Raw genomic sequence first — 21,107 nt, 5'->3', positions numbered from 1 at the left:
TCAGGAGGGCGAGCCGGTGTCCCGCTCGATCCGCAGCTGCCGGACCTCGTCGAGATCCAGGGTGGTCGTGGGCGGTTCCTCGGCGCGGTGCGATCCCGAGAACCCGGTGTCACCTCCGGGCTGGTCCACGGCCTCGTCGGGCGCGTGCCCGGTGGCGCCGCCCTCGTTCTCGGACCCCACCTCGGATCCCGCCTCGGGCGCGTGCTCGGTTGCGCCGTCCTCGTCCCCGGTTCCTGCCTCGGGGGTGTCCACCGGGTCGTGGTCGGTGATGACGGCGTCGTCCTCATCGTCCTCGCCGTCCACGAGGTCCTCGTCGTCCATGTCACGCGCCTCCGGCGCAGGGGGCCCGGCCGCGTGCGAGCCCGTCCCCTCGGCGACCGGGGACGCCGGCGCGCTCGCGCCCAGGTCGGATGCCGTGTCCGCGGCCGCCACCACGGCGGCGGCGGCCGGCGTCGTCACCGGGCGCGGGCCGGGCCGGGCCAGGCTGATCTCCTGGCCACCGTGGTCCTCCACGTCGTCCCGCAGCTCCAGGAGCATGGCCTCGGCCTCGGCCGCCATGTCCTCGTCGTCGTTGGCGACGCCCCGGACGAGCCACTGGGCGAGCGCGAACTCGGCGGCCAGCGCCGCGCGGCGCATCAGGTGCTCGTCCGCCACGGTCCCGCCCGTGCGGTGCTGCCAGTAGGACCTCACGACGGCGTCGGTGAACTGCTGGTCACCGGAGGAGGCCAGCCAGGAGAAGTCGTCGGCCGGGTCCCCGATGTGCAGGTCGGTCCAGCCGGTCACGGACACCACGCGGCCGCGGTCCACCAGCAGGTTGTCCTCGTGCAGGTCCCCGTGGGCCACGACCGGGGTGAAGTCCCAGAGTTCCATCTCCTCGAGCGCGTTCTCCCAGCGGCGCAGCAGCACGGCGGGGATCCGTCCGGTCGTGGCGGCCTGGTCCAGCTCGTTGAGCCGGCGCTGGCGGAACTGGTCGGCGGTGTACACCGGCAGGTCGGCGTTCTCCACCACCTCGGCCGGCAGGGCGTGCACGGCGGCGATGACCCGGCCGATGTCGTCGATGCCGCGGGGTCCCAGCCCCGCCAGCTCCTCGATCTCCAGCTCGCGGCCGGGCATGTCGTGGTAGACGAAGGTGCGCAGCCCGTCGATCCGGACGGCACCGGCCACGGAGGGGGCGCGGAAGGGCAGCGCGGCGCGGACGGCGGGGGTGAACCCGGAGAGGACCTGGAGCTCGGTCTCCAGCCGCATGGCGGCCTCCTCGTGGCGGGGGGAGCGCACGCGCCACCGGTTCCCCTGCCGGTCGAGCACGACGGCGGCGGAGAAGTCGCGGGGATCGTCCGGCGAGCCGACCACGCCGGTCGGAGCCAGGTCCGGGATCGCGGCGCTGGCCAAGGCAGCAAGTTCCATGGGCGTACGGTTCACGTACCCAACCGTACTTTCCCGCCGCCCGTGCGCGGCTCGTGCGGGGCGGCGAGTCGCCCGAATGACACCTCGAGGTGCGGTGTGCACCGGGCGGGCCCCGTCCGCCGCCGCCGTGTGGGATCGTCCACAACCGGGCGGGCGGCCCCTGGACCGTCCCCGCCGGACGGTACCTTGGAGGCATGCGAATTCCGGATGAGACCCTGCCTGCCCTGGGCCGGCTGCCCCTGGCCCGGGAGGACGTGGACCGCGGTTGCGAGGTGCGCGCCCACGAGGGGTGGCTGCAGGAGGCCTGGACCCGTCCGGAGGCCAGGGTGCTGTGGCTCAGCGGCAGGCGCGCCCCCGTCCTGGGCGGTCAGCTCGTGCTGGCCCGTCCGGAGGGGGACCTGCCGGACGGCGCCGTCTACCTCGGCCGGTCCGCGGCCGCCCTCGTGAGCCCGGACCCGGCCACGGGCGGGACCGGTGCCGTGCGCGCCGAACTGATCCTGCTGACCGCGGACGAGCACCCCCGGCTGGCGGGTCCCGAGGCCGGCGGGGTGCCCGTGGACCGTCCGGAGGACGTGAACTGGGTCGGGCTGCGGGACGTGGCCGCGGCCCTGGCCGACCGGGACGCCGGGGTGTTCGTCGAGGCCCAGGCCATCGCCAACTGGCACGCCACCCACACGCACTGCCCCCGCTGCGGGACGCCGACCACCCCGGCCCAGTCCGGCTGGGTCCGGGTCTGTCCCGCCGACGGCTCCGAGCACTTCCCGCGCACCGACCCGGCGATCATCGTGGCCATCACGGACCGGGACGACCGGATCCTGCTCGGCAACAACACCGCGTGGGGGCCGGGCAGGTTCTCCACGCTGGCCGGCTTCGTGGAACCGGGGGAGTCCCTGGAGGCCGCCGTGGTGCGGGAGATCCACGAGGAGTCCCAGCTCGTCGTGCACTCACCGCAATACCTGGGCTCCCAGCCCTGGCCCTTCCCGCAGTCGCTCATGCTCGGCTTCTCGGCCGTCACGGACGAGCCCGATGCCGCCGCGGCCGACGGCGAGGAGCTCGCCGAGGTGCGCTGGTTCACGCGGGAGCAGCTCCGGGACCAGGTGGCCGCCGGGGACATCACCATCCCGGGGGCCACGTCCATCTCCCGGGCACTGATCGAGCACTGGTTCGGCGGGGACCTGCCCGAACCCCGCACCCTGCAGAACTGACCGAGAGCACCTACCGGAGAACCGTGACCGAACACCCCGAGGAACCCCGCGACATCCTGGCGGGCCTGGACGCCGAGCAGCGCCAGGCCGTCACCACCCTGAACGGACCCCTGTGCATCCTGGCCGGGGCCGGCACCGGCAAGACCCGCGCCGTCACCCACCGGATCGCCTACGGGGTGCAGACCGGCGTGTTCGACCCGCACCGCACCCTGGCGGTCACCTTCACCGCCCGGGCCGCCGCCGAGATGCGCACCCGGCTGCGGGACCTCGGCACGCACGGGGTGCAGGCCCGTACCTTCCACTCCGCGGCGTTGCGCCAGCTGCAGTACTTCTGGCCCCAGGTCGTGGGCGGAACGGTGCCGGAACTGGTCGAGTACAAGGTCAACCTGCTCGCCGAGGCGGCCCGGCGCCTGCGGACCACCACGGACCGTGCCGCCCTGCGGGACCTGGCCGGGGAGATCGAGTGGGCGAAGGTGTCCATGCACACCCCGGACGGCTACGCCGCCGCCGCGGCGGGACGGGAGATGCCCGCCGGGTGGGACGCGAACGGGGTGGCCCGCCTCTACCAGGGCTACGAGGACGTGAAGTCCGACCGCAACCTCATCGACTTCGAGGACGTGCTGCTGCTGATGGTCGGCATCCTGGAGACCGAGCCGAAGATCGCGGCCCAGGTCCGGGACCAGTACCGGGTGTTCATCGTGGACGAGTACCAGGACGTCTCCCCGCTGCAGCACCGGCTGCTGGACCTCTGGCTGGGCGGGAGGCAGGAGCTGTGCGTCGTCGGGGACGCCTCGCAGACCATCTACTCCTTCACCGGGGCGACCTCCCGGTTCCTGCTGGACTTCCGGGCCCAGTACCCGGAGGCCACCGTCGTGAAGCTGGTCCGGGACTACCGCTCCACCCCCCAGATCGTGGACCTGGCCAACCGGTTGCTGGACGAGCGGACCCGGCAGCAGGTGCCGATCCCCGGTCCGGACGGCACCCGCGGGCCGATGCCCCGCTGGGCCGAGCCGCTGGAGCTGGTCTCCCAGCGCCCGCACGGGCCGGCCCCGGTGTTCGCCGAGTGCACCGACGACGAGGCCGAGGCCGGCTGGGTCGCGGCCCAGGTGAAGACGCTGCTGGACGAGGGGATCACCGCCGCGGAGATCGCCGTGCTGTTCCGCACCAACGGGCAGTCCCAGGCCCTCGAACAGGCCCTCGCCGCCGCCGGCATCGGCTACCAGCTGCGCGGTGGAGAGCGGTTCTTCTCTCGCCGCGAGGTGCGCGACGGCATCCTGCAGCTCCGCGCGGCGGCCCGTTCCGCCCAGGACGTGGCGGGGGACCAGGTGCCCGGCCGGGTGAGGGACGTGCTGGCCTCGCTGGGCTTCACGGAGACCGCCCCGCAGGCCTCGGGCGCGGTGCGGGAGAAGTGGGAGTCCCTCAACGCCCTGGTCGCCCTGTCCGAGGAGCTGGCCGCCGCGCGCGGAGACCAGTTCACGCTGACGGACCTGGTCGCCGAGCTGGACGAGCGGGCCGCCAGCCAGCACGCCCCCACCGTCCAGGGTGTCACCCTCGCGTCCCTGCACTCCGCCAAGGGCCTGGAGTGGGACGCCGTGTTCCTGGTCGGGCTGTCCGAGGGCCTGATGCCCATCAGCTTCGCCCAGACCCAGGAGGACATCGACGAGGAACGGCGGCTGCTGTACGTGGGCATCACCCGGGCCCGGTTGCGGTTGTTCCTGACCTGGACCCTGGCCCGCGGCACCGGAGGGCGCTCCACCCGCAAGCCGTCCCGGTTCCTCGAGGCGCTGGACCCGGAGGCCGGATCCCGGCACGGGGCCCAGTCCCGACGCCGGCCCTCCGGTCCGGGCGGGAACGGCACCGGCACGCGGGGCAACGGCCGCAAGCGCTCGCAACCGGCGCTCTGCCGCACGTGCGGGGCCCTGTTGGAGACCGGAGCCGAGCGGAAGACCGGTCGGTGCCTGGACTGCCCGGCCACCTATGACGAGGCCATGTTCGAGGAGCTCAAGGCCTGGCGGCTGTCCACCTCCCAGGCGGCCTCCCTGCCGGCCTTCGTGGTGTTCACGGACGCCACCCTCGTGGCGATCGCCGAGGCCGCCCCGAAGACCCCCGCCGAGCTGCTGCGGATCCCCGGGGTCGGCCGGTCCAAGCTGGAGAAGTACGGCCAGGACGTGCTGGAACTGGTCAACGGGACCACCCCGGCCTGATCACCCGGGGACGGCTGCCCCGGTGACGCACCCGCAGTCCCGGTGCGGGGGCACCGTCAGGGTGTCCACGCGGCCCGAGGCGGCCTGCAGGTGCAGCATCGTGCCGTCCGTGACCGTTCCGGTGTCGATCCACTGCAGCAGCTGCCGGGCCGCCAGGGCGCCGGCGGCCGTGGCCAGGGTAAGCTCCTCCCGGCCGGCCCGTGCCGCCAGCAGCGCGTCGGTCCGCGTGGAACGCAGGGGATCCGTGGCCGCCGCGGCCAGGTCCCAGCACAGCGGGCAGCCCGGCGCCCCGGGCGCGCACCACGGTCCGACCAGCACGTCGTCGTCCCGGACCACGACCGGCAGCAGCGGGTGGTCGGCGGCGCGCGCCAGGGCCACGGCCTCGAGATCGACCGCGCCGAGGGTGACCAGCACGGTGACGTCACCGCCCGGTCCCGGCCTGGCCGGGGACGTGAGCGGCAGGACGACGGGGTCGAGGCCGAGGTCGTCGATGCGCCGGGCCAGGGCCACCGGACGGATCCGTCCCAGGTCGGCGGGCAGGTACCCGGTGCCCAGGTCCCCGGTGGCCACCTCGGTGCAGTCCCACAGGACCAGCCGGCCGACGCCGGCCGCGGCCAGGCTGCGCGCCACGGCCGCGCCGGTCCGGCCCAGTCCGAGGACCTGTGCACCGGCCCGGTGACGCCGGGACACGATCTGGGCGGCACGCTCCCGGGAGTCCACCGGGCCGTGGTCGACGGCCAGGGCCGTGGCGACGTCCTGGGCGAGGACGTCGGCGGCGTGACCGGGGCCGGTGCCGGCCGGGGAGGGATGCCGGTGCAGGAAGCCCTCCAGCGAGGAGACCAGCGCCCGGGCCTCCGCGGGGTCCAGCCCGCAGTCGCGCACCACGTCCGGTTCCCGACCGTCCTCGATCCCGGACTGCATCCGGTCCAGGAACGCGAGGACCTCGGGCGAACAGCCGGACAGCTGGGTGGACCCCGTGCCGGACCCGATCTGGACGGCGTCCGGTGTCAGGCGGACCAGGGACAGGCCGGGGTTCAGGCGCATGGGACTCCTCGGGTGACCAGGCGGGGCTGGGGTCGTCCGACCATCGTGACACCACAGCGGCCGACCGCGGCGGGGTTGTCCACAACCCTCCCCGCGGGTCCCGGGCCGGCCGGTGCGCGACGGCAGAATGGACCCATGACCTCGACGCGCGGACGACGCCCCGCCGGCCCCGCCCGGCCCACCCGCCAGACCCTGGACCTGGAGGTGGACGGCACCCCGGTGCGCCTGGTGCGCTCGGCCCGGCGCACCCGGACCATCTCGGCGTCCTGGCGGGAAGGGCGACTTCAGGTGTCCGTGCCCATGGGGCTGGCCTCCGAGGAGGAGCACGAGTGGGCACGCAGGATGATCCGCAAGGTGGAGGCACGACGGCCGCAGGGCCCGGCCTCGGACGGCGAGCTCCTGTCCCGCGCCCGGGCGCTGGCCGGCCGGTACCTGGAGGGACGGGTGGACCCGCGCGAGGTCGTCTGGTCCACCCGGCAGCAGCGGCGCTGGGGATCGTGCACGCCCAGCACCGGCCGCATCCGGTTGTCCACGGAACTGGCGGACATGCCCGGCTGGGTCCTGGACGGGGTGATCGTCCACGAACTGGCACACCTGGAGCACGCCAACCACACGGCGGCGTTCCACGCCCTGGCGGACCGCTACCCGAGGCAGCGCGAGGCCATGGCCTTCCTGTCCGGGGTCAGCTTCGCGACCGGCCGGGGCCTGTCCGCCCCGGACGGGGAGCCGGACGGCCCGGACGGGGACGAAGCCGGAGGCTAACCCGCCGAGGGGCGGTCCCCGGGCTGGCCGGAACCGTCCGGGCCGCCGGTGTCCTCGCCGCGGTCCTGGTCGCCCCGGCCCTCATGGTCGTCGTACCCGCCCTCGAGCAGCTTGCGCAGGTCGTCGTCGAAACCGGCCGCCGCCTGTTCGCGCTTCTCGCGCCGGGCAACGTACCCGGCCGGGTCGTCAAGGTCCTCGCCGGTGGGCTGCAGTTCGGGGTGTCGCCAGATGTCGTCCCGGTACGCCCGGCCCTTCTCGGCCCCGATGGTCTCCCACAGGGTGGCCGCCTCCCGCAAGCGGCGGGGGCGCAGGTCGAGGCCGACCAGTGCCCCGAAGGCGTGCTCGGCGGGTCCGCCGGTGGCCCTGCGGCGGTTGATCGTCTCCCGCAGCGCGTTCGCCGCGTCCAGCGGGGCGGCCGCCTCGGTGACCACCACGTCCACCCAGCCCTCGATGAGCGCCAGGGTCGTCTCCAGCCGGTCCAGGGCCGCCTTCTGGGGGCCGGTGGGCTCGGGGATGAAGGACGCTCCCGAGAACGCGGCCTGCATGGACTCCGGGTCCGTCGGGTCGATCGACCGCGCGGCCTCCTCGATCCGGGACATGTCGATGTGGACCCCGGCCGCGTACTGCTCGATGGCCGCGTACAGGTCCCGCTCCAGCCACGGGGAGTGGACGAACAGGCGCATCCGGGCGACCTCGCGCAGGGCGAGGTAGATCCGGATCTGGTCGTCCGGGACCTGCAGGCCGTCGCCGAACTCCTCGATGTTCACCGGCACCATGGCCAGCTGGTGGCCCGCCACGGGGAAGCCGGGATCGGTGCCGGAGAGGACCTCCTGGGCCAGCGCCCCGACCGCCTGGCCGAGCTGGAGGCCGAACATGGTGCCCCCGAGGTTCTTGAGCATCGGCTGCAGGCCGCCCAGCATGCCCTGCATCTCCTCCGGCACCTGGCCCGGGAGCTGTTCGTTCATCACGCGGGTCATCGCCTCGGACATGGACACGGCCACGGGCTCGGTCAGCCGGCGCCAGGTGTCCATGGAGGCCTCCACCCACTCGGCACGGGACCAGGCCTTGCCCAGCAGGCCTGTCGACTCGATCTCGGTGGTACCGTCCAGCCAGAGTTCGGCCAGCCGCAACGCCTCGTCGATCTCCCGCCGTGCGAACGTGCCGACGGTGGGGTCCTGGCCGGCGACGGCCTGGCGGGCCGACTGGCGGGCGAGGGTCCAGTTCACCGGGCCGTCCTCGGGGGAGGACTGCATCATGGCCTGGAACTGCTGCATCATCTGGCCCATCATGGCCGGGTCGAGCTGCGAGGGGTCGAACGGCAGCCCGCCGGGCATGCCGCCCGGGCCGGCGCCCGGCCCGCCACCCATCCCGCCGAGGGCGCGGCGCAACTCCTCGGGGTCCGGACCGTCGCCGCCGAACATCCGGCGGAGCATCTCGGACAGCGGGTCGTCTCCGTCAGAGGAACCGGGGCCGTTGGGGGGATTCGTCATGGCCACCAGAGTATCCGCGCCAAAGGCCCGTGTCCGCAGCGCACGCACCGGTTCACTGTGGGCGCACAGCCGGCGTGCCGCACCCCCTAGAATGAAGTGCAGACCAGAGCCTCCCGGACCCGTCCGGGAGGCCCGCCCCTGCCACCCGGACGGTGCACGCCGCCATCCGGTGCAGTAGCCCATGAAGACAGGTGCCCCGCCGTGCGAGAGAACGGACACCCGCCGACGACGCCGTCGGCCGCGCCCGGATCCGGCGCCCCGGTCTCCTTCGCCCAGGCCGCGCGACGCTCCCGGGCCTCGCGCCGCCGTCGCCGGCTGACGATCGCCTCCGGGGGCGTGGCCGGGATCCTGACGCTCACGGCGCTGGCACTGCCCACCCCCTACATCATCGAGTCGCCCGGCCCCACCTTCAACACCATCGGAGAACACGACGGCTCGCCCGTGATCACCGTGGACGGCGCCCGGACCTATCCCACCGACGGTGCCCTGGACCTGACCACCGTCTACGTGTCGGGGCCGCCGACCGGATGGACCACCTTCCTGGACGTGGTCGCCGGCTGGGCCGACCCCACCCAGACGCTGATCCCCAGCGAACTCGTCTACCCCTCCGGCACCACGTCCGAGGAGGTCACCGAGGAGAACGACCTGGCGATGACCACCTCGCAGAACTGGGCCGTGGCCGCCGCGCTCGAGAACCTGGGGATCGACTACCGGCAGCAACTGTTCGTGGCGGACTTCGCCCCGGAGTCCCAGGCGACCGGGGTGCTGCAAGCCGGGGACCAGCTCGTCTCCGCCGGTGGCGTCGAGGTGACCGGGCTCGAGGGACTGAAGGACCAGCTCAACCGGTCGGACGGGCACACCGTCGACCTGGGGATCGTCCGCGACGGGACCGGGAGCACCGTCCAGGTCCCGGTGTACCCCGGACCGGACGGCAGCTGGCTGCTGGGCGTCTACCTGGACTCCGACTTCGAGTTCCCGGTGGACGTGACGATCTCCCTGGAGGACGTGGGCGGCCCCAGCGCCGGGATGATGTTCGCCCTGGGGATCATCGACGAGATGACCCCGGGCGCGATGACCGGGGGCCGGCACATCGCCGGCACGGGCACCATCGACCCCGACGGCACCGTGGGGGAGATCGGCGGCATCGTGCAGAAGGTGGCCGGGGCCCGCGAGGCCGGCGCCGAGCACTTCCTCGCCCCGGCCGGCAACTGCGAGGTGCTGGCAGGACGGGTCCCGGAGGGCATCGACGTGTACGCGGTGGGCACCCTGGACGAGGCCAGGTCCGCCGTGGAGGCCCTCGGCAAGGGGCAGGCACCGCGGGCCCCGGCCTGTGGCTGAGGTGCGGGTGAGGACTTGGACAACTGGAGACGAAGTGCGCCGGTCGGCGCAGAGGGGTAAGGGCACGTGAGTTTCGGACAAGGGTTTGGCGGTCTCTTCGGGGGACCTGACGATGGACGCGGTGGCGACCGCGGCCCGGGCGGTCCGGGTGGACTGTTCGGCGGCGGGGCGTCCGGCCCGGGCAGACCGGGTGGCCCCGGCCGTCCCGGCGAGCCCGGCGGCGGCAATGAGGCCGGCGCCTCCGGTCCCGGCGGGCGGCCCACCGGGCCACGGCGCCCCTCGGCGCTGGTGCTCACGATCGTGGTGGTCGCCGCGCTCGCGGTGCTGTTCATGTTCTTCGCCGGCATCTACGCGGACGTCCTCTGGTACAACCAGATCGGGTACTCCGAGGTCTTCTGGACGGAGATCTGGACGCGGGCGGCCCTGTTCCTGATCGGCGGCGCCATCATGGGCGCCGCCGTGTGGCTGTCCATGTGGCTGGCCTGGCGCAGGCGGCCGCAGAACCTGCACACCCAGACCCGGGACAGCCTGGCCCAGTACCAGAGGCAGCTGGAGCCGATGCGGCGCCTGGTCTTCATCGGCATCCCCGTGGTGATCGGCTTCTTCGCCGGGTCCGCCGCGATGAACGCCTGGCAGGACGTGCTGCTGTTCTTCAACCAGGTGCCCTACGCCGGGGCACCCGGGGAAGCGGTCACGGATCCCGAGTTCGGGCTGAACTACACCTTCTACATGGCCACGCTGCCCTTCCTCGGCCTCGTGGTCGGCTACCTGATCTCGGTGGTGCTGATCGCGGGCATCGCCGGGCTGCTGGTGCACTACCTGTACGGCAGCGTCCGGGTGAAGGAGCAGGGCGGGGTCGTCATCGAGCGCCCGGCCCGCGTGCACATCGCCGTCTTCGCCGCGCTGTTCCTGCTGCTGCAGGCGGCCAACTACTGGCTCAACCGCTACCGGACCCTGCAGTCGCAGGACGGCACCTGGGCCGGGGCCATGTACACGGACGTCAACGCCGTGATCCCCACCTCCACGATCCTGGCCGTGGCCGCCCTGCTGGTGGCCGTCCTGTTCGTCGTCACCGCCTTCTCCGGCCGGTGGCGGATCTCCCTGGTCGGCACCGCGGTCCTGGTGGTCGCGGCCATCGTGGCCGGCGCCGCCTACCCGTTCCTCATCCAGGAGTACCAGGTCAAGCCCTCCGAGGAGACCCTCGAGCAGGACTACATCGCCCGGAACATCGAGCACACGCGTGAGGCCTACGGGCTCTCGGCGGTGGAGGCCACGCAGTACGCCGGCTCCACCGACGCGCAGGCGGGCAGCCTCGAGGGCGAGGCCGAGAACACGGAGAACGTCCGCCTGATGGACCCGAACCTGCTCTCGCGCACGTTCGGCCAGCTCCAGCAGTTCCGGCCGTACTACTACTTCCCGGACACCCTGCACGTGGACCGCTACGACGTCGAGGGCGAGAAGCAGGACACCATCATCTCTGTGCGCGACGTCAACGTGGACCCGACGTCCTCGTGGGTGAACCAGCACATCATCTACACCCACGGGTACGGCGTGGTCGCCGCGGATGCCTCCGAGGTCGCTGCGGGCGGCCGTCCGTCCTTCCTGCTCTCCGGCATCCCCACCAAGGGCGTGCTGGGCGACGACACGAGCTACGAGCCCCGCATCTACTTCGGCACGAACTCCCCGAGCTACTCGATCGTCGGGGCCCCAGAGGACGCCCCGGCGCGTGAGCGTGACCGGCCGCAGGACGCCAGCAGCGAACAGGACACCAGCTACAGCTTCACCGGTGAGGGTGGGCCGTCCGTGGGCGGGTTCTTCAACCAGCTGGTCTACGCCATCAAGTTCGGCTCCACGGAGATCCTGCTGTCCTCGGACGTGAACTCCGAGTCGCAGATCCTCTACGACCGTGACCCGGTCGAGCGGATCGAGAAGGTGGCCCCGTACCTGACCGTCGACTCCAACGCCTACCCGGCGATCGTGGACGGGCGCGTGCAGTGGATCGTGGAGGGATACACCACCTCGGACTCCTTCCCGTACTCCACCGCGCAGCAACTGGACTCCGCGACCCGGGACGCCCTCAACACGGACGCCGCGACCAACCTCACCGGCCGGGTGAACTACATCCGCAACTCGGTGAAGGCCACCGTGGACGCCTACGACGGCTCCGTCACCCTGTACGCCTGGGACGAGGAGGACCCGCTGCTGCAGGCCTGGCAGAAGGTCTACCCGACCTCCCTGCAGCCGTACTCGGAGATGAGCGCTAACCTCATGGACCACGTCCGCTACCCGGAGGACATGTTCAAGGTCCAGCGCGAGCTCCTGGGCCGCTACCACGTGACCAACCCGGTGGACTTCTACCAGAACAACGACGCCTGGTCCGTCCCCGCCGATCCGACCCAGGACGACCCGACGGTCAAGCAGCCGCCCTACTACATGACCCTGCGGATGCCGGGCAAGGACGAGCCGGCGTTCTCCCTGACCAGCAACTTCATCCCGCAGATCACCCAGGGCGCCCAGCAGCGCAACGTGCTGTACGGGTTCCTGTCCGCCAACGGCGACGCCGGCACCGGCAAGGACGGCGAGAAGGCCGAGGGCTACGGGCACCTGCAACTGCTCGAGCTGCCGCGCCAGACGGCCATCCCGGGACCGGGCCAGGCCCAGGCGAACTTCGACTCCAACGCCCAGGTCTCCCAGGAGCTGAACCTGCTGCGCCAGGGTGCCTCCGAGGTCATCAACGGCAACCTGATCACCCTGCCGGTGGCCGAGGGCATCCTGTACGTCCAGCCGGTCTACATCCAGTCGACCGGCCCGACCTCCTATCCCACGCTGCGCAAGGTGCTGGTCGCCTTCGGCGAGGAGGTGGGCTTCGCCAACACCCTGGAGGAGGCCCTGGACCAGGTGTTCGAGGGTGACTCCGGGGCCTCCACGGCCGACGGACAGGACCCCTCCACGGAACCCGGGGAGGGGGAGCCCGGTTCCCAGCCGCAGGCTCCGGAGAACCAGAGCGCCCAGGAGAAGCTCAGCCAGGCCCTGACGGACGCCAACGAGGCGATCCAGGCCTCCGAGGAGGCCCTGGCCTCGGGCGACTGGACAGCGTACGGCGAGGCGCAGAAGCGCCTCAACGACGCGCTGACGCGGGCGACACAGGCGGACGACGAGATCCGCGGTGCCGCCCCGGACAACGCCCAGGGAGGCGAGGCGCCCGCCGAGGGCGCCGAGCAGCCCACGGACGGCGCCACGGAGGGTGCCGGCACCGAGGGCTGACCGCGGCCGCCGGCGCACTCTCCGGCTTCGGGGGCAGGGAGACCTGCCCCCGAAGTGTTTCCCGGGGCCCCGCGCCGACGATTTGAGTTCGTGCCGCATGGTCTGTATAGTCATTGAAGTCGACGCGGGGTGGAGCAGTTCGGTAGCTCGCCGGGCTCATAACCCGGAGGTCGCAAGTTCAAATCTTGCCCCCGCAACCACTAAGGCCCCCTGACCCGGATTCGTCCCGGTCAGGGGGCCTTGCTCGTTAACCCGGAGGCATCAGGTCCGCGTGGCCCCGCACGCCGGCGGTCCCGCCCGCAGAAAGGCTCCGGCCCGGCAGCACGTGCTGCCGGGCCGGAGCCTTCGCGGGGACGGGGCTCAGTTCGTGGTGGAGCCCTGGGTGTAGTCCAGCTCGACCTCGCCTGCGGCGGAGCCGTTGCCGGCGGTGAGGGACTGCGTGCTGCCGGCCTTCAGCGCCGCCAGGCGGGCCTCGACCTCGGTCTGCTCGCCCAGGTCCTCCAGGGACTCGAACTGGGCGTCCAGGGACGAGGCGGCCAGCTCGTTCTGGCCGCGGACCCGGGCCTCCTCGCGGCGGACCTTCTCCTCGAACCGGTTGACCTCCGAGGAGGGATCCAGGATGTCGATCGACTTCACGGCGTCATGCACGGCGGACTGTGCCTGGACCGACTTGGCGCGGGCCACCAGCTCGTCGCGCTTGGACACCAGCTGCTGGCGCTTGGTCTTCATCTGGTCCAGCCCGGTCTTGAGCTTGTCCACGATCTCGGACTGGGAGGCGATGGTCGGCTCGGCGGCCTTCGCCTGGCGCTCGGCGTCCATCTGGCGCTCGATCGCGACCTTGGCCAGGTTGTCGAACTTGTCCGCGGAGGCGGTGTCACCCGAGGTGCGGAACTGGTCGGCCTTCTGGGAGGCGGCCAGGGCCTTCTGCCCCCAGCTCTTGGCGGCGTCCATGTCCTCGTTGTAGTCGTCCTGGATCATGCGCAGGTTGCCGATGGTCTGCGCCACGGCGGCCTCGGCCTCGGAGATGCTGTTGGTGTAGTCGCGGACCATCTGGTCCAGCATCTTCTGCGGATCCTCCGCCTTGTCCAGCATGGCGTTGATGTTGGCCTTCGCCAGGGTTGCGATACGGCCGAAAATGGACTGCTTAACCACGATGTCGCCTTCCGTTCTGCTTCTCTGGAACCCCGGCGTCTCCGGTGCCCCTGCTCCCGTGCCCCGCTACCGGGCGTTGGGTCCCGACGCCGGAGGGCGCCGGACATCTCTCATCCTGCCTTGGTCTCGGGTCATCCTGCCTAGAAACTACCGCCGCTGGCGTCACCGAATCCACCGCCGCCGAAGTCGCCGCCGCCCAGCCCGCCGCCGCCGAAGCCGCCGAAGCCGCCGCCGCCCCAGTCACCACCACCGTCATGGTCACCGCCGAGCAGGCCGCCCATGAGGATGCCCCCGAGGATGGCCCCGCCGAGGCCGCCGGCGAAGCTCCCGCCGGCCCCGCCGCCGTGACCGTAGCCGCCCCGGTGGCCGCCGTGGCCGTACCCCGCCCCGGCGTAGCCGCCGCCCCAGCTGCTGAGGTCCTGCTGGGCGAGCTGGCTGGCGCGGTCGGCCAGGGAGCTGGCCTGGTTCGCGAGGTTCAGCGCGGTCACCGGGTCCTGGCCGGAGATCCGCACGGCCTGCTGCAGGGTGCGCTCGGCCTCGGCCACCTTGGTGCGGGCCTGGGAGCCGACGGCGCCACGACGGGCCGCGATGAAGTCCTGGGTCCCGTCGATCTGGGCCTGCGCCTGCATGATCGCCGACTGGAGCGCCGAGGCGGCCCGCCGCTCCTGTTCCTGCCGGTCCCGGATGCCCGCGAGCGGCGCGTCGAGCTGACGATGGGCCTTCTCCAGCTGCTTCAGCAGGTCCACGGGATCGGGACGGCCCGAGCTGAACCCGGCCTTGACGCGGCCCAGGGTCTGCTCCACGCCGGCGATGGGTCCGGCGAGCTCGCGGTGCTGGCCGGCGTCCACGAGCGCCCGGGCCTGTGCGAGGTCCTGGGTCGTCTGGCTGACACCGACCCGCAGGTTCTCCATCGACTGGTCCAGGTGCTGGCGGGCCTTGGCCACGGCCTCCACCAGCGTGACCGTCTGGGCCACGGCCTCCTCGCCGGCGCGGATGGCCAGGACGGCGGTGGACCGGTCCGAGGCGGCCAGGGACTGCTCGGCCTTGGCCACGGCCGCCTGGACGAACTGGAGCCGCTCGCGGGCCTGGGTGGCGTTGTCGGTGACCTCCACGAGGGCCGAGTCCGCGTACTGGCCGTGCAGGTCGACGAGCTGCTGCTCGGCACCGGAGACGGTGTCGGCGACCTGGTCGGCGCGTGCCCTGAGGTCCTCCAGCGCCGAGTCGGCGCTGTCCTCGAGGTGGCGCAGGTCGTTGAATTCCTTCTGGTGTGCGGACAGGGACGCGCCGACGGCCTCACACCGGGCGATGATGTCCTTGAGCCAGGCCCGCTGCTGCTCCTCGGTGTCCGGGATGTGGTCGTCCAGCTGGTTCTGCAGCTGGAACGACTCCCGCATGTGGTCCTTCGCGATCTCGATGTCCTTGTGGAAGGTCTCCACCGACTCCTCGCCGTAGGAGGCCAGCGCGAAGCCCACCTCCTGCTCCGAGGACCGGATCGCGTCGTCCGCGGCGACCAGCAGGGAGCCCGCCTTGGTGCGCAGCGCCTCCACGCTCATCTCGTCCAGCGGGTCCCTGGGGCCCTGGGCGCCGCGGGCGGGCTGTGCCCCGGCGGCCTTCTTCTTCCGGGTGCGGCTGGCCAGGGCGATGCCGCCGCCGGCCAGGGCCGCCGCCACGAGGCCGCCGGCCAGCCAGCCGCCGGCCCCGCCCCCGCTCTCACCGGACTCGGCGGAACCGGACAGGGAGCCGTCGGTCGCATCGGCGATGCCCTCGACGGTGGACAGGGCGGGAGTGACCCAGTCGTCGTCACCCGGCGCCGGCATGGCCGGCAGGATGTACTCGGCCGAGATCTCCTGCTGCAGCGGCGCGATGCTGTTGGCCTGGTGCGCGTCGAAGCCGACCTGGCGGGACTCGACGGCGATGGCGAGGACGGACTCCTGGTCCCCGATGCCCTTGTCCTGGGCCACCTCGGCGATGAACTCACCGCTGCTCGCGGCGTCCCCGAAGTCGTCCACGTAGAGGACGTAGAGGCCCTGGCCCTCCGAACGGCGCAGGTCATCGATCGCCTGGCTGATCTCGTTCTCCTGGGCGGGGGTCAGGACCTGGGCCTCGTCCACCACGAACACGCCCGGCGGGATGTCCACGGCGGCCCGCGCGGCGTCCGCGAGCGCCAGTCCGGCCACGGCGGACAGTGCGGAGGCCCCGGTGACTCCCAGGGCCAGGACGGCGGGGGAGAGACGGGGCGGTGCGAGCGGGACGGCGTGGGACTTCATCGATCACCCTTCATGGCCCTGACCGGCCGGGACACCCTGAACCGGGGGCACGGTCGGCCGGCCGGTGGCGGCGGCGGCAGGGTCGCGCCGCGCGGACTGTGGCTTCCTCCTGAAGTCTATGGGCCCCGCTGCGCGGATCGCCACGAGCGCGACTGCGCCAACGGCGAACTATGGAGCCGGCTTCCAGCAATCCTCCAGAGAACATGCTCCAATCGAACAGGTGCACCGGGCAGGATGGACTGCGGACCAGGCCCGGCCCAGACCAGGAGCAGGACCGCCTCACCCGGGAGACCGGCAGGAAGGACGACGACCATGAACGACGCGGACCACCACGGACCCCAGTCCGGCGCAGGACGGGAGGCGGGGGGATCCGTCCCACCCCGCCCGGAGTCCCCGCCGTCGGGTCCTCGTGGCGACGACGTGCACGAGGTGTCCGCCAGCCGCGATCCCTACCCCCGCTGGGACGAGACCCAGGCGATGCCCGCCTACGGTGCCGCCCCGGGATCCGGACACCCCGCGGAACCCGGCCCGGCCGCGTACGGGCCGGGACCCCAGGGCGGTCCCGGCGACCAGGGTGCCCGCGGAGACCGGCCCGACAGGCTGGGCGGTGCCCGCCGGACGGTCGGCGTCGGCACGCTCGTCGCCGGGATGCTGCTGGCCGGCCTGGCCGGTGGCGGAGTGGCCGCTGGAGTCAACGCGGCCGCGGACACTGCGGACACTGCCGCCGGCACCACGCAGCAGCAGGACGGCGGCACGGTGCGGGAGCAGGGCCACGGCCTGGACATCAACCGGACCGAGGACGCCACGCTGGTCACGGCGGCCGCGGCCAAGGCCGCACCGTCCGTCGTCACGCTGTCGGTCACGGACGGGCAGTCCGCCGGATCGGGGTCCGGGGTGATCCTCGACGACCAGGGCCACATCCTGACCAACACCCACGTGGTGACCATGGGCGGCGCCTCCGGTGACGCCGACATCACGGTGCAGACCGCGGACGGCACCGTCCACACCGCCGAGGTCGTGGGCACGGATCCGGAGTCGGACCTGGCCGTGGTGAAGATCGACGCCGAGGGCCTGACCCCGATGGAGCTCGGTGAGTCCTCGACCCTGAACGTGGGGGACGCCGCGATCGCCATCGGTGCGCCGCTCGGGTTGTCCGGCACCGTGACCGACGGCATCGTCTCCAAGCTGAACCGGACCATCTCCGTGTCCTCCTCTGCCCCTCAGGACGGCGGTGAGGGCGGAGCCGAGGGGGCCCCGGAGTTCCGCATCCCCGGTCTCCCGGACCAGCAGCAGTCCACGGGGTCCATCTTCATCAACGTCATCCAGACGGACGCGGCCATCAACCCGGGCAACTCGGGTGGAGCGCTCATCGACGCCGAGGGCCGGCTGATCGGGATCAACGTGGCGATCGCCTCCGCGGCCGGGGGTGCCGGCGAGGGGGCCGGGAACATCGGCGTGGGCTTCTCCATCCCCGTGGACTACGCGCAACGGATCGCGCAGGACCTGATCCGGAACGGCGAGGCCACGCACGGGGTCCTGGGCGTCTCGGTGACCCCGCAGCCTGCCACCCCGGCCGGGGCCGACGGCGCCCAGGCCAGTGGCGTGTCCGACGCGGACCAGGCCGCGCTGGCCTCCGGTGGCTTCAGCGCCGGCGCCCGCGTGGTTGATGTCGTCTCGGGCTCCCCGGCCGAGGAGGCCGGGCTGACGAAGGACGACGTCATCACGGGCGTCGGCGACCGTCCCGTGACGGACAGCCAGTCCCTGACCGCGGTGGTGCGCGAGTACCCCGAGGGCGGCACCGCCACCGTGCACTTCATGCGGGACGGCCAGGAGCAGTCGGCCGAGGTCACCTTCGTGTCCGGGGCGGAGCAGCAGTGAGCCCGTCGGTCGTGAGCCGGTCGACGCTGCCCACCCCGGCCGAGGCCGCCGCCGCGCACGGCTGGCACCGCGTGCTGGCGTTCGGCGCCCACCCGGACGACCTGGACTTCGGGGCGGCCGCCACCGTGGCCGGGCTGACGCGGGCCGGCGTGGAGGTCACCTACTGCGTGATGACCGACGGCGACGCCGGCGGCTTCGACCCCCGGGACCGTCACGCCATCGACGGACGCCGGCAGCAGGAACAGCGCGACGCGGCCGCCCTGCTGGGCGTGCGCGACGTGGAGTTCATGGGGGAGCGGGACGGATACCTCGAGCCCAGCCACGAGGTGGTCAAGCAGGTGGTGGCCCTGATGCGCCGGCACCGGCCGGACGCCGTGATCGCCATGCACCCGGAGCGGGACTGGAGCCGGCTCCAGCGGTCGCACCCGGATCACCTGGCCGCCGGCGAGGCCGTGGTGCGCGCCGCCTATCCGGCGGTCGAGAACCCCTTCGCGTACCCCGACCTGGCCGAGCAGGGCCTGGAGGCGTTCAAGCTGCGCTGGCTGGTGCTCTTCGGAGGCCCGGCCTCGCTGACCAACCTGGCCGTGGACGTGACCGGGACGGAGCAGCTGAAGCTGCAGGCCCTGCGCCACCACGTCTCCCAGCACCCGGACGTGCCCCGGATGGAGGCGTTCGTGCTGGACGCCATGGCGGGGCTGCACCGGACCTGGAGCCCGGACACGGAGGACGGGGGACCGGCCGGCGGCGAGCGCTACGCCGAGGCGTTCCACCTGGTGGCCGTCAACGACGAGAGCACCATCAGCGGGTTCTGAGCGGTTCGGTCACTCGCCCCCGGCCTCGTCCTGCTGTTCGGGCGGGGCCGGGGTGTTGTTGGGGTGGCCTCCGTAGATCGGGCCCTGGGTGACCTGGTGGACCAGGTCCACCGCGCCCAGCCGGACCGACGTCGGGGTCTCGGAACCGCCCTCCGGCTCCACCGTGACCGCCAGGTCGGCGTAGCGCTGGATACCGCGGAACGTCACCGGGTCCTGGAGGTCGTCCAGGTCGTAGGTCCCCAGGGTGTTGGGCGCCGCACCGTCGCGGGGGAACAACCACAACTGGTAGACGTTGCCCTCGCCCGGGTCGGGCAGGCCGGCGAAGGTCACGTAGGCCATGTCCCGGTCCCGGGAGATGTGGCCCTGCATGGACCCGCCCTCGGTGAGCGAGACCTGCTGGGTGGTGAAGGAGTCCTCGGCGCCGTCCACGGCGGCCACGACGTTGGGGCCCATGATCAGGCGCACCACCAGCCACAGGCCCAGGGCCACCACGAGCAGTCCGGCCACCACGAGCATCCACTTCTTCACCGGCCGGCTCAGGGACACCATCCTCGCGGCGGTCCCGTTCGAGGGGCCGAGCCCGTCCACCAGCCCCATGCCGACGTCCTGGGCCGGCAGCCGGTGCAGGAGCTCGTCGAGCAGGAACGACGGCGGCTCGTGGGCCAGGCCGCGGAAGGCCCAGGTCACCGTCCTGCGGGCGCTCTCCACGCGCGCGCGCCAGAGCGTGGTGAACTCCGGTCCCTGGCGGGAGACGTACCGGTCCAGTTCCTCGCGCTCCGGATCGTCCAGCGCGTCCAGGGCCACCAGGTCCGCCCATTCCCTGGCCAGGCCGTTCTCCAGGTCCTGACTGAGGTTCAGGGTGAAGTTGCGGGTGGTCCCGGTCCGGGCGGCGATCTCCGGCGTCACGGCGCGCAGCATGACCGGGTCCTCCTCGCCGACCCGGCCGAGGAACTTCTCCTGGTAGCGCTTGGTGATCCGCTGGACGCCGTCGCGCAGCCGTGACTTGACCGTCGGCACGGCCACGCCCAGTTCCTCGGCGACCTGGCGGTAGGTGCGGCCCCCGGCCCAGGCGAGGTCGAGGGCCTCGAACTGGGCCTGCGTCAGCGCCGAGAGCACGGTGGTGGGTTCGCGCCGCCCGCTCTGGGCCGCTCCGGCGTTGTCCGGCAGCAGGCCGGAGCCGTAGTCGGGCAGTGCATCGGTGCGCAGCAGGCGCGTCATCGTCTCGTGCGCCTGGGATTCCAGCCAGCACAGCACCGAACGGTGGCGGGCCTTGGCCGAGTCGTCCTCGAAGCGCTCGTCCGGGGCGGCGTCCCAGACCCGGACGTAGGTCAGGACGGTGGCCTCGGCGGCATCGTTCCGCGAGGCGAAGATCGAGCAGGCCAGGCCGAACACCCAGGGGGCGGTGGAGTCGTAGAACGCCGAGAAGGAGGCCTGGTCGCCCTCACCGGCGAGACGGAGCAGGTGATCGAGCCCGGGCAGGCCCAGGTCCGTCGCGGTCGGGGCGGGACGGGCGGAGGCCTCGGAGGGTGACGTGGTGGACGGGGAGGTCTCGTCGTCGATCGTCGACGGTCGGTCGGGCAGTCCGGGGGCGCGCTTATCCATGGTCATCCCAGCATAGGAAGTCGGGTCGGGACGCCGATACTGCCACGCGGATCGTGACCGTGGCGCAACATGACGGGTGCGCGGTTCAGCCGGCCCCGGCGAAGCCGTGCTGTCGCCAGGCTTCGTAGACCGCGATGGACGCCGAGTTGGCCAGGTTCAGGGAGCGGCGGGCCGGCTGCATCGGCAGCCTGACCCGGGCCGTGACGTGAGGGTCCGCCAGCACCTCGTCCGGCAGTCCGGTGGACTCCCGCCCGAACAGCAGCACGTCCCCGGCGCGGTAGGACACGTCCGTGAACAGGGTGTCCCCACCGGAGGTGAAGGCGAAGACACGGGCCGGGAGCAGGGCATCCCACGCCGCCTGGAGGTCCGGATGCACCGTGAGCACCGCCAGGTCGTGGTAGTCCAGCCCGGCCCGGCGCAGCTTGGCGTCGGAGAAGTCGAAGCCGACCGGCTCCACCAGGTGCAGCTCGGCGCCGGTGATCGCCGCGAGGCGGATCGCGTTGCCCGTGTTGCCGGGGATCTCCGGGGCGTGGAACAGGATCCGGAATCCCGGCGTGCCGGGGGCGGGGCTCCGCGGGGCGCCCCGGTGCGGATTGTCCGGGAAGGGGACCGCGGCGCCGTCGGGCGCGGGGGCGTGATCGGGGTCGGGACCGGGAGCGGAGTCAGTGGGCACCGGACCATGCTA

At 72.7% G+C, this 21,107-nt stretch carries 14 protein-coding genes and 1 tRNA gene; 8 read left to right on the top strand and 7 right to left on the bottom strand.

Annotated features, from left to right (window positions below):
• Positions 1-1,404: a phosphotransferase gene (locus tag GGQ69_RS08190; RefSeq protein WP_255459451.1), complete on the bottom strand. Its 1,404-nt coding sequence runs from the start codon at positions 1,402-1,404 to the stop codon at positions 1-3.
• A gap of 194 nt (positions 1,405-1,598) precedes the next feature.
• Here GGQ69_RS08190 and nudC point away from each other — a divergent pair, with 194 nt between their 5' ends.
• Entirely contained in the window at positions 1,599-2,609 is a 1,011-nt protein-coding gene (gene nudC / locus GGQ69_RS08185) for an NAD(+) diphosphatase (RefSeq protein ID WP_183526932.1), read from the top strand.
• Between the two features lie 23 nt (positions 2,610-2,632).
• Positions 2,633-4,813 (top strand): ATP-dependent DNA helicase UvrD2, encoded by a 2,181-nt coding sequence (locus GGQ69_RS08180; RefSeq protein WP_183526929.1) that lies wholly within the window; start codon positions 2,633-2,635, stop codon positions 4,811-4,813.
• Here the strand turns inward: GGQ69_RS08180 and GGQ69_RS08175 are convergent, their stop codons facing one another.
• Positions 4,814-5,857, bottom strand: coding sequence for a hypothetical protein (locus tag GGQ69_RS08175; RefSeq protein WP_183526926.1), 1,044 nt, complete (start codon positions 5,855-5,857; stop codon positions 4,814-4,816).
• A gap of 135 nt (positions 5,858-5,992) precedes the next feature.
• On the opposite strand from GGQ69_RS08175, the gene GGQ69_RS08170 reads away from it, so the two are divergent.
• Positions 5,993-6,619, top strand: coding sequence for a M48 family metallopeptidase (locus GGQ69_RS08170; protein ID WP_183526923.1), 627 nt, complete (start codon positions 5,993-5,995; stop codon positions 6,617-6,619).
• On the opposite strand, the gene GGQ69_RS08165 is transcribed toward GGQ69_RS08170, so the two are convergent.
• On the bottom strand, positions 6,616-8,109 hold the full coding sequence (locus GGQ69_RS08165) for a zinc-dependent metalloprotease (RefSeq protein WP_183526920.1): 1,494 nt from the start codon (positions 8,107-8,109) through the stop codon (positions 6,616-6,618). The genes GGQ69_RS08170 and GGQ69_RS08165 overlap by 4 nt on opposite strands.
• 201 nt (positions 8,110-8,310) lie before the next feature.
• Here GGQ69_RS08165 and GGQ69_RS16845 point away from each other — a divergent pair, with 201 nt between their 5' ends.
• The 3 genes from GGQ69_RS16845 to GGQ69_RS08150 all read left to right on the top strand — a co-directional run bounded on the left by GGQ69_RS16845 (position 8,311) and on the right by GGQ69_RS08150 (position 12,911).
• Entirely contained in the window at positions 8,311-9,447 is a 1,137-nt protein-coding gene (locus GGQ69_RS16845) for a PDZ domain-containing protein (protein WP_183526917.1), read from the top strand.
• Positions 9,448-9,735: 288 nt separating this feature from the next.
• A complete protein-coding gene (locus tag GGQ69_RS08155) occupies positions 9,736-12,711 on the top strand; it encodes a UPF0182 family protein (RefSeq protein WP_183526914.1) in 2,976 nt (991 codons plus the stop codon).
• A gap of 123 nt (positions 12,712-12,834) precedes the next feature.
• Positions 12,835-12,911 (top strand) — tRNA-Met (locus GGQ69_RS08150).
• A gap of 160 nt (positions 12,912-13,071) precedes the next feature.
• Here GGQ69_RS08150 and GGQ69_RS08145 read toward each other — a convergent pair.
• Both GGQ69_RS08145 and GGQ69_RS08140 read right to left on the bottom strand, forming a co-directional pair.
• On the bottom strand, positions 13,072-13,863 hold the full coding sequence (locus GGQ69_RS08145) for a PspA/IM30 family protein (protein ID WP_183526911.1): 792 nt from the start codon (positions 13,861-13,863) through the stop codon (positions 13,072-13,074).
• Between the two features lie 140 nt (positions 13,864-14,003).
• Positions 14,004-16,130, bottom strand: coding sequence for a TPM domain-containing protein (locus GGQ69_RS08140; RefSeq protein WP_183526909.1), 2,127 nt, complete (start codon positions 16,128-16,130; stop codon positions 14,004-14,006).
• A gap of 312 nt (positions 16,131-16,442) precedes the next feature.
• On the opposite strand from GGQ69_RS08140, the gene GGQ69_RS08135 reads away from it, so the two are divergent.
• Entirely contained in the window at positions 16,443-18,008 is a 1,566-nt protein-coding gene (locus tag GGQ69_RS08135; protein ID WP_183526906.1) for a S1C family serine protease, read from the top strand.
• An 11-nt stretch (positions 18,009-18,019) separates the two neighbouring features.
• Positions 18,020-18,820 carry a PIG-L deacetylase family protein gene (locus tag GGQ69_RS08130; RefSeq protein WP_183526902.1) on the top strand — a complete coding sequence of 267 codons (801 nt, stop codon included), beginning with the start codon at positions 18,020-18,022 and terminating at the stop codon, positions 18,818-18,820.
• A gap of 9 nt (positions 18,821-18,829) precedes the next feature.
• On the opposite strand, the gene GGQ69_RS08125 is transcribed toward GGQ69_RS08130, so the two are convergent.
• Together GGQ69_RS08125 and GGQ69_RS08120 are read right to left on the bottom strand one after the other, a co-directional pair.
• On the bottom strand, positions 18,830-20,428 hold the full coding sequence (locus tag GGQ69_RS08125; RefSeq protein ID WP_183526899.1) for an anti-sigma factor domain-containing protein: 1,599 nt from the start codon (positions 20,426-20,428) through the stop codon (positions 18,830-18,832).
• A 79-nt stretch (positions 20,429-20,507) separates the two neighbouring features.
• Positions 20,508-20,963, bottom strand: a complete 456-nt coding sequence (locus GGQ69_RS08120) for a tRNA (cytidine(34)-2'-O)-methyltransferase (RefSeq protein ID WP_298045318.1) — start codon at positions 20,961-20,963, stop codon at positions 20,508-20,510.
• Positions 20,964-21,107: the final 144 nt, after the last annotated feature.

The sequence above is a fragment of the Micrococcus sp. TA1 genome (assembly GCF_014199555.1).
In the GTDB taxonomy this organism is placed as follows: Bacteria; Actinomycetota; Actinomycetes; order Actinomycetales; family Micrococcaceae; genus Citricoccus.
The sequence above is the reverse complement of the archived record's forward strand: the minus strand, read 5'-3'. Positions and strand labels throughout refer to the sequence as shown.